This is a genomic window from Curtobacterium sp. 18060, from assembly GCF_902706105.1.
Lineage (GTDB): Bacteria > Actinomycetota > Actinomycetes > Actinomycetales > Microbacteriaceae > Curtobacterium.
In genome coordinates, this window is record NZ_CACSJV010000046.1 from 17,370 (window position 1) to 29,519 (window position 12,150).

13 protein-coding genes are annotated in these 12,150 nt (G+C 71.0%); 2 read left to right on the forward strand and 11 right to left on the reverse strand.

Features of this window, described 5'->3' with window-relative positions:
* Positions 1-7 precede the first annotated feature (7 nt).
* From GVL05_RS16225 to GVL05_RS16240, 4 genes are read right to left on the reverse strand one after another with little or no spacing between them, the layout of a single operon-like run.
* A complete protein-coding gene (locus GVL05_RS16225; RefSeq protein WP_159573802.1) occupies positions 8-1,009 on the reverse strand; it encodes a 1,4-dihydroxy-2-naphthoate polyprenyltransferase in 1,002 nt (333 codons plus the stop codon).
* A 50-nt stretch (positions 1,010-1,059) separates the two neighbouring features.
* On the reverse strand, positions 1,060-2,190 hold the full coding sequence (locus GVL05_RS16230) for an AMP-binding protein (protein ID WP_159573803.1): 1,131 nt from the start codon (positions 2,188-2,190) through the stop codon (positions 1,060-1,062).
* A gap of 16 nt (positions 2,191-2,206) precedes the next feature.
* On the reverse strand, positions 2,207-3,136 hold the full coding sequence (locus GVL05_RS16235) for a 1,4-dihydroxy-2-naphthoyl-CoA synthase (protein WP_111084280.1): 930 nt from the start codon (positions 3,134-3,136) through the stop codon (positions 2,207-2,209).
* 22 nt (positions 3,137-3,158) lie between these two features.
* Positions 3,159-3,569 (reverse strand): hypothetical protein, encoded by a 411-nt coding sequence (locus GVL05_RS16240; protein ID WP_123292094.1) that lies wholly within the window; start codon positions 3,567-3,569, stop codon positions 3,159-3,161.
* A gap of 133 nt (positions 3,570-3,702) precedes the next feature.
* On the opposite strand from GVL05_RS16240, the gene GVL05_RS16245 reads away from it, so the two are divergent.
* Positions 3,703-4,692 carry an o-succinylbenzoate synthase gene (locus GVL05_RS16245; RefSeq protein WP_159573804.1) on the forward strand — a complete coding sequence of 330 codons (990 nt, stop codon included), beginning with the start codon at positions 3,703-3,705 and terminating at the stop codon, positions 4,690-4,692.
* Positions 4,693-4,811: 119 nt separating this feature from the next.
* On the opposite strand, the gene ccsB is transcribed toward GVL05_RS16245, so the two are convergent.
* The 6 genes from ccsB to GVL05_RS16275 form a co-directional block, all read right to left on the reverse strand.
* Positions 4,812-5,840 (reverse strand): c-type cytochrome biogenesis protein CcsB, encoded by a 1,029-nt coding sequence (gene ccsB / locus GVL05_RS16250; RefSeq protein ID WP_123292338.1) that lies wholly within the window; start codon positions 5,838-5,840, stop codon positions 4,812-4,814.
* A 5-nt stretch (positions 5,841-5,845) separates the two neighbouring features.
* Complete coding sequence (locus tag GVL05_RS16255) at positions 5,846-7,555, reverse strand: cytochrome c biogenesis protein ResB (RefSeq protein ID WP_235036025.1); 1,710 nt, start codon at positions 7,553-7,555, stop codon at positions 5,846-5,848.
* Positions 7,539-8,237: a cytochrome c biogenesis CcdA family protein gene (locus GVL05_RS16260; RefSeq protein WP_123292336.1), complete on the reverse strand. Its 699-nt coding sequence runs from the start codon at positions 8,235-8,237 to the stop codon at positions 7,539-7,541. The genes GVL05_RS16255 and GVL05_RS16260 overlap by 17 nt, the downstream gene beginning before the upstream one ends.
* 45 nt (positions 8,238-8,282) lie before the next feature.
* Complete coding sequence (locus GVL05_RS16265) at positions 8,283-8,903, reverse strand: TlpA disulfide reductase family protein (protein ID WP_159573805.1); 621 nt, start codon at positions 8,901-8,903, stop codon at positions 8,283-8,285.
* Positions 8,900-9,556, reverse strand: coding sequence for a histidine phosphatase family protein (locus GVL05_RS16270; protein ID WP_123292091.1), 657 nt, complete (start codon positions 9,554-9,556; stop codon positions 8,900-8,902). The genes GVL05_RS16265 and GVL05_RS16270 overlap by 4 nt, the downstream gene beginning before the upstream one ends.
* Before the next feature lie 68 nt (positions 9,557-9,624).
* A complete protein-coding gene (locus tag GVL05_RS16275; protein WP_159573806.1) occupies positions 9,625-11,115 on the reverse strand; it encodes a SulP family inorganic anion transporter in 1,491 nt (496 codons plus the stop codon).
* A 69-nt stretch (positions 11,116-11,184) separates the two neighbouring features.
* Between GVL05_RS16275 and GVL05_RS16280 the strand changes: the two genes are divergently transcribed.
* Positions 11,185-11,559, forward strand: a complete 375-nt coding sequence (locus tag GVL05_RS16280) for a MerR family transcriptional regulator (RefSeq protein WP_111084475.1) — start codon at positions 11,185-11,187, stop codon at positions 11,557-11,559.
* 248 nt (positions 11,560-11,807) lie between these two features.
* Here the strand turns inward: GVL05_RS16280 and GVL05_RS16285 are convergent.
* The coding region (locus tag GVL05_RS16285) for a hypothetical protein (protein WP_159573807.1) at positions 11,808-12,150 on the reverse strand (343 nt) is incomplete at its 5' end.

A 12,150-nucleotide genomic window follows, 5' to 3' on the forward strand; every position in this document is an offset into this window, starting at 1 on the left:
CGGAGTCCTACGGCTGGACGGCGAGCGTGATGCCGAGCACGACGCCGAAGACCAGCGAGGCGAACGACGACAGCTGCAGTGCCGTGATGAGTTCACGGGGCTTGCGGGACGACACCCCGATCGCGAGCGCCGGCAGGGCCAGCAGCAGCGAGAAGTACGTGAAGCCCGTGCGGAAGTAGAGCAGGACGAACCAGAGCAGCACGACGTACGGCAGCAGCAGGAACAGGCCGTACAGCACCCGTGCCACCGGTCGTCCGACGACGACGGCCAGGGTGCGCTTGCCGGCGAGACGGTCCTCGTCGATGTCGCGGATGTTGTTCACCATCAGCACCGCGCAGGCGAAGAACCCGGCGGCGACCGCGGCGGCCCATCCGCTCGTGGTGGCCTGGCCGATGAGCACGTACTGGGTGCCGAGCACGGCGACGAGTCCGAAGAACACGAAGACGAAGACCTCGCCGAGCGCGTTGTACCCGTAGGGCTTCTTGCCGCCGGTGTAGAACCACGCGGCGACGATGGCGGCGGCGCCGACGAGCAGCAGCCACCACAGCTGGGTGAGCACCACGATGACGATCCCGGCGACGGCTGCCAGCCCGAAGAACGTCAGTGCGACGGTCAGCACCGTGCGGGGCTTCGCGAGCCCGGCCCCCGTCAGTCGAGCGGGGCCGACGCGGTACTCGTCGGTGCCGCGGACCCCGTCGGAGTAGTCGTTGCTGTAGTTCACGCCGATCTGCAGGAACAGTGCCACCGCCAGGGCGAGCAGCGCGATGGCGAGGTGCCCGTCCTGCGCCAGGAACGCGCCGAAGTCGCTCGTGGTGCCGCTGTCGACGAAGCCCACGGTGGTGCCGAGCACCACGGGGACGACGCCGAGCGTCAGCGTGCGGAGTCGTGCCCCGCCGATCCAGTCCCGCGCGGTCGCCCGGCGCTTCGAGCGGACCGGGGTCGCAGCCTTGGCCGGGTTGCCCGAGCGGCCCTGCTTGTGCGTCGTGTTCTTCGTTCGTGCCACGACCACCGATCCTATCCGCGCCGCGTCGCACTGCACCGCGGTGCCGACGCGAGGGCCTACGAGGACGCCAGGTCCTGGATCGCCCGCCGGTCGGGCTTGCCGGACGCGAGCATCGGCAGCCGGTCGACCACCACCACCGCGGCCGGACGTGCGGCTCGGCCGAGGGCGTCGCCCACGTGGGACCGGACGGTGTCGAGGTCGAGCGGTCGCTCGGTGACCACGACCGGCACCTCGCCCCACTCCCCCGAGGCCCGTCGGGTGACGACTGCGCCGTGCTGGTCGGGCAGGTCGCGCACGAGCCGCTCCACCGCGCCGAGCCGGACCTTCTCGCCGCCGGAGATCACCACGTCGTCGAGGCGTCCGAGCACCCGGACCACCCCGTCGGACACCGTCGCGGCGTCCCCCGTGCGGTACCAGCGCAGACCGTCGCGGTCGACGAACGTCGCGGCCGTGCGGTCCTCGTCGCCGAGGTACCCCTCGGCGAGCATCGGACCCGCCAACTGGAGCTCGTCATCCACCACCGCGGTGCGGACGGTCCCGAACGGCACGCCGTCGTACACACAGCCGCCGCTCGTCTCGCTGGCGCCGTAGGTCGTCACGATGCGCACACCCGCGGCGACCGCTCGCTCGCGGAGCGCCGCCGGGGTCGCCTGCCCGCCGACGAGGACCGCGTCGAACCTGCCCAGTGCAGCCGTCGCGCGGTCGTCGTCGAGCACGCGGGCGAGCTGCACGGGGACGAGCGACGTGTAGCGACGGGGAGCCGCTGGGCCGGTGACGAGCTGGTCCGCGGCGTCCGCGAACGCCGTGGCGTCGAAGTGCCCCGGTGCCACGACGACCGGCGTCGTCCCCGCGGCGATCGAGCGGGTCAGGACGTTGAGGCCCGCGATGTAGTGCGTGGGCAGCGCCAGCACCCAGCTGCCGGGTCCGCCGAGCGCTGCGTCCGCCGCTGCGGCACCAGCGAGGAGCGCCTCGGACGAGAGGGCCACGCGCTTGCCGGTGCCGGTGGACCCGCTCGTCTCGACCACCAGTGCGACCCGCTGCCGGACCTCGGCCGGTGGCGGGGTCGGCAGCGCCGGTGCTCCCTCGGCGACGGGGAGCAGCGCGGGGCCGCCGGCGAGCGCTGCCTCCAGGTCGCGGAGCACCGCCAGCGGATCCGACGTGCCCAGCGCGACCAGCGGACGGGTCATGCCGGCACCGCCGGGCTCAGTAGTGCCACGGGAACGACGTCCACTCGGGGGCGCGCTTCTCGAGGAACGAGTCGCGGCCCTCGACGGCCTCGTCGGTGCCGTAGGCGAGCCGCGTCGCCTCGCCCGCGAAGACCTGCTGCCCGACCATGCCGTCGTCGACGGCGTTGAACGCGTACTTGAGCATCCGGATCGCCGTCGGGGACTTGCCGAGGACGATCTCGCCCCAGCGGATCGCCTCACGCTCGAGGTCCTCGTGCGGGACGACCGCGTTCACCGCACCCATCTCGTACGCACGCTGCGCCGAGTACTCCTGCGCGAGGAAGAAGACCTCGCGCGCGAACTTCTGGCCGATCTGCTTGGCGTAGTAGGCGCTGCCGTACCCGCCGTCGAACGACCCGACGTCGGCGTCGGTCTGCTTGAACCTGCCGTGCTCGGCGCTCGCGATGGTCAGGTCGCAGATCGCGTGCAGCGAGTGCCCGCCGCCGGCTGCCCAACCGGGGACCACGGCGATGACGACCTTGGGCATCATGCGGATCAGGCGCTGCACCTCGAGGATGTGCAGTCGTCCCATCGACGCCTGCGCGGCCGCGGGGTCGACTCCTTCGGGCGGCGCACCCTCGTCGCCGACGTACTGGTAGCCGCTGCGCCCCCGGATGCGCTGGTCGCCGCCGGAGCAGAACGCCCAGCCGCCGTCCTTCGGGCTCGGGCCGTTGCCGGTCAGCAGGACGACGCCGACGCGGGGGTCCTGGCGGGCGTCGTCGAGCGCCCGGTAGAGCTCGTCGACGGTGCGCGGACGGAAGGCGTTCCGTACCTCGGGCCGGTCGAACGCGACCCGGACGATCCCCTTCGAGACGTGCTTGTGGTACGTGATGTCCGTGAACTGCTCCGCGATCGGAGCCGCGGTCCAGACGTCGGGGTCGAACAGGTCGGAGACGGGAGCAGCCATGCCCCCAACGTACCGCCGCCGGTCAGGCGCCCATGCCGGTCAGGACCTCGGGTGCGACGAACACCAGGATCACGATGAGGATCACCGGGTTGGCGAAGAAGGCCACCACGACACCGATCGCCCCGTACCACCGGCCGAGGCCACCGACGGCCGCGACGAAGCCGAGCACCGCCGCGATGAGGGTCAGGAAGACCACGACGAAGCAGATCCCGAACGCGAACTCGGTGTCACCGCCCATGAAGACCGCGAAGGCGCTGGCGTCCACCGCGGCGGACACCACCGCGAGGCCGAGGGCGATCTTGCCGACGATCGGGCTGCGGCGCTTCCGACCCGCCGTCTGGCGGACGTCGACGGTGTTCTGCTGCATGAGCCGCGCGAACTCGTCGGTGTCGCGACCGGGGCGCTGCGCACGCTGCTGCGGTTCCCGCGCCACCGCGCCTCCCTCGTTCCGGACGGTTCGATCCGGGTCGTGACCAGTGCCGACCGGGGCCGACCGATGCATGCTAATGCCCTGCCCTGGCGGTCCCCTCCGAGGAACCGGCAGGTGCCCTGGGTGCGGTGGGAGGATGGCCGACGTGCTCCCCGACCTCGCCGAACTCACCGCCGACGCGCACGTGGTCGCCCTGCCCATGCGGGTGCGGTTCCGCGGCATCACCACGCGCGAGGCGCTCGTCCTCCGCGGCCCCTCGGGCTGGACCGAGTTCTCACCCTTCGTCGAGTACGACGACACCGAGGCCGCCGCGTGGCTCCGGGGCTCGATCGACTTCGGCTGGACCACGCACGAGGCCGCCGCCGACTCGGTGCCGGTGAACGCCACGGTGCCGGCGATCGCCCCGGACCAGGTCGCCGCACTGCTCACGCGCTACCCCGGGTGCACCACCGCCAAGGTCAAGGTCGCCGAACCCGGCACCACCGTCGACGACGACGTCGCCCGGGTCGCCGAGGTCCGACGGGTGATGGGCCCCACGGCCGCCGTCCGGGTGGACGCCAACGGGCTGTGGAGCGTCGACCAGGCCACCGAGGCGCTCGAACGCCTCGCCCCCTTCGACCTGCAGTACGCCGAGCAGCCCTGTCGGACCGTGCCGGAGCTCGCCGCGCTGCGGGCACGGATCGACGGCCTCGGGGTGCGGATCGCCGCGGACGAGAGCGTCCGCAAGGCCGCCGACCCCCTCGCCGTCGCACGAGCCGGAGCGGCTGACGTCCTGGTCGTCAAGGCACAACCGCTCGGGGGCATCACCGCGGCGCGGACGGTCATCGCCGAGGCCGGGCTGCCGTGCGTGGTCTCCAGCGCGCTCGACACCTCGGTGGGGCTCGGCATGGGCGCGTTCCTCGCCGCGGCCGCGATGTCCCCGGGGTACGCCGCCGGGCTCGGGACCGCCGCGATGTTCGCGTCCGACGTCACCGCGGACCCGCTGCTGCCGGTCGCGGGCCGCGTGCCGGTGCGACGGGTCGCGGTGTCGGCGGACCTGCTCGACCGGAACGCCGCGTCGCCGGAGCGCACGGCGTGGTGGCTCGCGCGCGTGGCGCGGGTGCACGCCGTACTGGCCGCCGCGTAGACCCGTCCCCCCGGCCCTGCACGCGACCGGACGACGGACGGGAGGCACGGTGCCAGCTGGCACCGTGCCTCCCGTCCGGTCCTGGTCGCGACCAGAGCCGCGTCAGTGACGCGCGTCGCTCACAGGCCCGAGTAGCTGTGCAGGCCCTTGAAGAAGACGTTGACGACCGAGAAGTTGAACATCACGGCCGCGAAGCCGATGAGCGCCAGCCACGACGACCGCGCACCGCGCCAGCCGCGGGTCGCACGGGCGTGGATGTACCCGGCGTAGACGACCCAGATGATGAAGGTCCAGACCTCCTTGGTGTCCCAACCCCAGTACCGGCCCCAGGCACGCTCCGCCCAGACCGCACCGGCGATCAGGGTGAAGGTCCAGAGGACGAAGCCGACGAGCAGGACGCGGTAGGTCAGGACCTCGAGGCGGTCGGCGTCCGGCAGGGTCGCCATGAAGCGGAGCTTGCCCGAGGCGGTCCGGCCCTGGCGGTACGTCTGCACGAGCTGCGCCACCGCGAGCCCCGCACCGAGCGCGAAGAACCCGGTGCCGGCGATCGCCACGAAGACGTGGATGACGAGCCAGTACGACTGCAGCGCCGGCTGCAGCGGCACGACGGGGACCCAGTAGTTCACCGTCGCGATGCCGAGCAGGATGATCGTCAGCCCGGTGATGAAGACGCCGAGGAACTTCAGGTTCTGCCAGAACTGCACGAGCAGGAAGATGAGCGTGATGAGCGCCGTGCCGGTGAGCGAGAACTCGAACATGTTGCCCCACGGCACACGGTCGGCCGCGATGCCGCGCAGGACCACCGATGCGACGTGCAGCACCAGCGCGAGGATCGTCATGGCCATGCCGACGCGCTCGAACTTCGTGCCGCGCGCGGCCGAGCCGCCGGCGTTCGCCGGGGGTGCCGCGACCGGTTCGAGCACGACGGTGCCGCCCCGGACGGTGGCGACGGTCTTCGCCGAGCGGGCCGCGCCCACCGAGGCGGTCGCCGCAGCGTCGTCCGAGTCCGCACCAGCGTCCTTCGCCGCTGCCGTGACCTCGCCGGAGCGTTTCGCCATGTCCAGCGCGAACGAGATGAACGCGATGACGTAGACCGCCATCGCGGAGTACGTCAGCACGACCGAGTAGGTCGCGAGGTTCGTGGTCATGTCGTTCACTGGGGCATCCTAACTCCGAGGTCCGACGTGTGGCGCTGTGCGATGTCCGCGACGGCCCGTTCGAGGTTGGGGTCCTCACCGCGGGCGAGGCCCGCGTACTCCAAGTCGTACTCGCCGTGCTCTGCGCCCTTGCGGGGGACGACCTTCACCCACACGCGTCGGCGCGGGACGAAGAGCGACGTGAGCAGCCCGAGCGTCGAGAGCAGCGCGAAGGCGGCGACCCACGCCTGCGACGGGTCGTGGTGCACGTCGAGCGACACGTAGCGCTTGACGCCGTCGAAGGTGATCGACCCGGCACCGTTCGGCAGCTTCTTGGTCTGCCCGGGCTCGAGCGCGATGCTCGCCGTGTCGGACTGACGACCGGCGATCTGCGTGAGGCCCTTGGTGTCGAGCGTGTAGACGCTCTGCGGCACGCCGCTGTCGAGGCCGAGGTCGCCGGTGTAGACCTGCAGCGTCAGCAGCGGGTTCTGCGTGTCCGGGTAGGCGCTCGTGTACGCACCCGAGGCGAGCTTCGACGCCGTCGGGTAGAAGAACCCGACCATGCCGAGCTGGTCCGGCAGCGCGTCCGGCACCTTGATGACGCCGGTGGACGTGTAGTTGGCGTCCTCGGGCAGGAACGGCACGACGTCCTGGAACGCCACGTTGCCCTCGCCGTCGCGCACCGTGACGTTCATCGCGTAGCCGTTGCCGAGCAGGTAGACGTTGGTGCCGCCCACGTGCAGCGGGTCGTTCACGCCCAGGCGGCTGGTCGTCGACTCGCCGCCTTTCTCCTTGCTCGTCACGGTCGCCGAGTAGTCGAGCGCCTGGCCGAGGGCGTCGAGGTTGCGCTCCTCGTACTTCGTGACGAACTTGTCGAGCGTCAGGTTGTAGCCCTTGAGGTCGGTCTGCTGGAACCAGCGGCCCGGGTTGAACGAGTCGTAGGAGCCGAGGACGTTCGAGAACGTCTGCCCCTCGACCAGCAGCCGCTGGCCGGTGAACCCGAACCCGCCGCCGACACCGACGGCCAGCAGGACACCGACGAGCGCCGCGTGGAACACCAGGTTGCCGGTCTCGCGCAGGTAGCCGCGCTCCGCGCTCACCGAGTCGCCGAAGCGCTCGACGCGGTACCCGGAGCGCTTCAGGATCGCCATCGCGCGCGTCACCGCGTGCTCGCTGGACGGGAGGCCCGTGGTCACGTCGATCCCGGTGGTGCCGTCGATCATCGCGTCGGGCTGCACCGCCACGGTGCGGAAGCCCGCCAGTCGCGTCAGGCGGACGGGGGTCCGGGGCGGACGGGTGCGGAGCGCCTGCCAGTGGTGCTTCGTGCGCGGCACGATGCAGCCGATCAGGGAGACGAACAGCAGGAGGTAGATCGCCGAGAACCACACCGACGTGTAGGTGTCGAAGACCTGCAGCTTGTCGAGGATCGGGTAGAGCGTGGCGTGGTCGGCCTTGTACTGGACGACACCGTTCGGGTCGGCGGTGCGCTGCGGCACGAGCGAGCCCGGGATCGCCGCGAGGGCGAGCAGCATGAGCAGGAACAGCGCGGTGCGCATGCTCGTGAGCTGTCGCCAGAAGAACCGGAGGGTGCCGACGAAGCCGAGCTTCGGCTGGTTGATGCCGGCGTCGCCGGGTCCGGAGCCGTCGACGTGGTCGGACGGTCGCTGCGGGTCCGACGCGGTGTCGGCGCCCGTCGCTTCGGTTTCGGGATCAGACCGCGGGGACAAAGCTCTGGATCACCGCCCCGACGCTCGACATGACGGCCGACCAGATTCCGGTGACCATGAGCAGACCGATGACGATCAGGATCGCTCCTCCGATGATGTTGACGGTGCGCATGTGCCGCTTCACGGCGCGGATCGCACCGGTCGCCCAGCCGGCCCCGAGGGCGACGAGGACGAACGGGATGCCGAGGCCCAGGCAGTACGCGACGCCGAGCCACATGCCCTGCCAGGCACTGCCCGACTGCACGCTGAGCAGGTTGATGGCGGCGAGGGTCGGGCCGAGGCACGGGGTCCAGCCGAGGCCGAACACGATGCCGAGCAGCGGGGCGCCGACGAGTCCGGTCGCGGGCGTCCAGCTCGGCTTGATGGTGCGCTGCATGAACGTGAACCGGCCGACGAACACCAGCCCCATCGCGATGACGACGACGCCCAGGATCTGCGTGATGAGGTCGCGCCACCGCACGAGCCAGAACCCGAGCGCGCCGAACACCGTCGTGTACGCGACGAAGACCGCCGTGAAGCCGAGGATGAACAGGAGCACGCCGAGCACGACCCGCCCGCGGCGCTGCCCGCCCTCGGCGATCCCACCGACGTACCCGAGGTAGCCGGGCACGAGCGGGAGCACGCACGGCGACAGGAACGAGACGAGCCCCGCGAGCGCCGCCACGGGCAGCGCGACGGCCATCTGGCCGCTGAGGATCGCCTCGGCGAAGGGGTTGGAGGCCACGGGTCAGGAGGCCTTGCCGGCGTCGACTTCGTCGCTGATCAGGGTCTTCAGGATGCTCGTGCCGTCGACGGCGCCGAGCACCCGGGCAGCCACACGGCCCTTGGTGTCGAGGACGATCGTGGCCGGCACGGCGTTCGGGGCGATCTGACCGGACAGGGCGAGCTGCATCGTGCCGGTCTTCTGGTCGAGGACGGTCGGGTAGTCGACGCCGAAGGTGCGCTCGAAGGCGGCTGCGGTCGCTGCCTCGTCGCGGACGTTGACGCCGATGAACGCGACGTCGTCGGCACCGGCGTAGGACTCGTGCACCTCGTTGAGGTACTTCGCCTCGGCGCGGCACGGCGGGCAGCTCGCGTACCAGAAGTTCAGGACGACGACCTTGCCCTTGAGGTCCTTCGACGAGACGGTGTCGCCGTCGGAGTCCTTCGCCTCGAAGTCGACCGCGTCGGACCGCTTGTCGGCGGTGACCTCGGTCACCGCGCCGTCGCCGGAGATGTAGTTCTGGGTGGTGCCGTTGCCGTACTGCTTGACCAGGTCACCGTTGTCCGACGAGCACCCGGACAGGACGAGCGCCGCGGCGACCGCCGTCGCTGCGAGGACCGCGAACCGCTTGCTGATGACGCTCACACTGCTCCTTCGTCGATGGCGGTCGCGCGCAGCTCCTGCGCGGGATCCGTGTACCCGACCTCGGTGAACCGACCGGTCGACGTGGCGGGTACCCGTTCGACGGTCGTGATGCTCGACAGGTCGCAGCGGCGCTTGCGTGGGTCGTGCCAGAGCGACTCCCCCGCGAGCTTCCGGTGGACCGTCCAGATCGGCAGCTGGTGGCTGACCAGGACGACGTCGCCGCCGTCCACGCTCTCCCACGCCGTGGTCATCGCGGCGAGCATGCGGTTCGCGATCGACTCGTACGCCTCGCCCCAGCTCGGCCGGAACGGGTTCGCGATCCAGGGCCACTCCGCCGGACGGCCGAGCGAACGCTTCGTGAAGCCCGGGGGCTGCCCCTCGTACCGGTTCGTCGGCTCGATGAGGCGCTCGTCCAGCGTGACGTCGAGCCCGTACGCGGCCGACCACGGCGCCGCGGACTCCTGCGTGCGCTGCAGCGGCGAGGCGACGATCCGGCGCACGTCGACACCGGCGTCCTTCCACGCGGTCGCCGAGGCAAGGGCCATCTGCTTGCCGAGGTCGCTCAGTCCGAAGCCCGGGAGCCGCCCGTACAGGACGCGGTCGGGGTTGTGCACCTCACCGTGCCGGACGAGGTGGAGTCGGGTGGCGGGCATGGGTTCCAGTGTAGGTCGCCCACCGGTGCTCACCGGCCCCACAGCCGATTCACCGGATGCGGAAGCGCTCAGCCGAGCTCGCCCGACAACCGCCCGTGGATGGCCACCGACCCGGTGTTGAGGCCCACGACCTCGACCGTGGACCCGTGCTTGGTGAACCGTTGCTCGACGCCGTCCAGTGCCGCGACCGTCGAGGCGTCGAAGACGTGCGCCTCGGACAGGTCGATGACCACGTGCTCAGGGTCCTCGGCGTAGGAGAACCGCGTGACGAGGTCGTTCGACGACGCGAAGAACAGGGCGCCGCGCACCCGGTACCGCACGGTGTGCTCGTCGACCGGCTCGCGGACGACGGTGACGACGTGCGCCGCCCGGCGAGCGAAGACCAGTGCTGCGACGACGACCCCGACGAGCACGCCGGTCGCGAGGTTCTCGGTCACGACGACCACCACGACGGTGATGAGCATGACGGCGGTCTCCCCGAGGGGCATCCGCCGCAGGGTTCGCGGACGGATGCTGTGCCAGTCGAAGGTCGCCACGCACACCATGAGCATCACGGCGGTCAGCGCGGCCATCGGGATCTCGGCCACGAGGTCGTGCAGCACGATCGTCAGGACGAGTACGGAAGCACCGGCGACGAAGGTCGAGATCCGGGTCCGTGCGCCCGCGGTCTTCACGTTGATGACCGTCTGGCCGATCATCGCGCAACCACCCGTCCCGCCGAAGAACGCCGACGCGATGTTGGCGACGCCCTGCCCCCAGGACTCCCGCCACTTGCTCGAGCCGGTCTCGGTGATGGAGTCGACGAGCTGCGCGGTCAACAGGGTCTCGATGAGGCCGACGATCGCGACGCCGAACGCGTACGGCGCGATGATCTGCAGCGTCTCGAAGGAGAACGGGGTGACGATGCCGTTGAACCCGGGCAGTGCGGTGGGCAGTTCGCCCTCGTCGCCGACCGTGGGGACGACGACGCTGAAGAGCATGGTGATGCCGGTGATCACGACGACCGCGATGAGCGGCGCGGGGACCGCCTTGGTCAGGAACGGGAAGCCGACGATGATCGCGATGCCGAGGGCGGTGAGCGGCCAGACGACGAACGGGACGTCGGGGCCGAGCAGGTTGGGCAGCTGCGCGGTGAAGATGAGGATGGCCAACGCGTTGACGAACGCCACGTTGACGCTGCGCGGGATGAAGCGCATCAGGCGCGCGACCCCGAGGAACCCGAGCACGAGCTGGAACAGGCCACCGAGGACGATCGCGGGCACGAGGTACTCGATGCCGTGTTCGCGGACGAGCGGCGCGATGACCAGGGCCACCGAACCGGCCGCGGCGGACACCATCGCCGGACGGCCGCCGACGATCGAGATGACGACGGCGATGATGACGCTCGAGAACAGGCCGACCGCGGGGTCGACCCCGGCGACGACGGAGAACGAGATCGCCTCGGGGATGAGCGCGAGCGCGGTGACGACACCGGCGAGGACCTCGCGGGTGAGCATGCGGGGTGAGCGGAGGGCGGTGAGGACGCTCGGGGCCGCCGGCGCGTGTGTGATCACGGACATCGATCGGAACTCTACCCTCACGTGAGGGTAGAGTTGTGCACCGTGAGCACCACCGACACCCCGGACACGATGCACATCGGCGAGCTGGCGGACCGTGCCGGCATGTCCCTGCGGACGATCCGCCACTACGACGAGGTCGGGCTGCTCGTGCCGAGCGGCCGCACCACGGGCGGGTTCCGGGTCTACACCGCGCAGGACCTGGACCGGCTGCTCGTGATCCGCCGCATGAAGCCACTCGGGTTCACGCTCGACGAGATGGCGGACCTGCTGCGGGTCGTCGACGCGCTGGCGGCGAAGGACCCCGACGACGAGCCCGCGCTGGCTGCACGCCTCGACGAGTACCTCGACGACGCCCGGGCCCGGCACGCCAAGCTCGTCGAGCGCGCCGGCATGGCCGAGGAGTTCATCGGCACCCTGGGGTCACTCCGCGCTTCGCTCCCCTGACCGTGCGGCACCCACCGCCGCAGTGGCCCCCGGGCGCGCACGCTCGGCGCGGAGTCGCGCGCGCTCGGCGCGGAGTCGCGCGCGCTCGTGGTGGGCTGCGTCCCACTCGCGCAAGCGACGTCGGATCTCGTCGTGCTCCCAGATGACACGGCGCGCCTTCCTCGGTCGGAACCGGTACTTCCGCCTGATGCGTTCTCGCCACTCGGCCTCTCGACGCTCCAAGAGCTCGACCACCGGATCACGCTCCGTCACTCCGTGTTCGTCCACGTTGCCTCTCTTCCCGTGATGAGTTCCAACACGATGTTGCCCACCGCCTCGTCGTCGTCGCGAAGAATCTGCATTTCGTACATCGCTTTCGCGCTGGCACGACCGAGCTCAGCGCGACCGATGTCGTCGGCGCACGTCTGGTCCACCGTCCAGACGAAGCGCGACCACGCCCGGTCCCGCTGCTCGCGCGCGACGTCCCGCCGCCACCGGACGACCGCCCACAGCCCACCGACGAACGCCGCGAGCAGCGTGAACGCCGCCGTGCACAGCGCTGCTGCCACGACCGCGACCGCCGCAGGCGGCCAGGTCGCGAGCTCCCCCGTC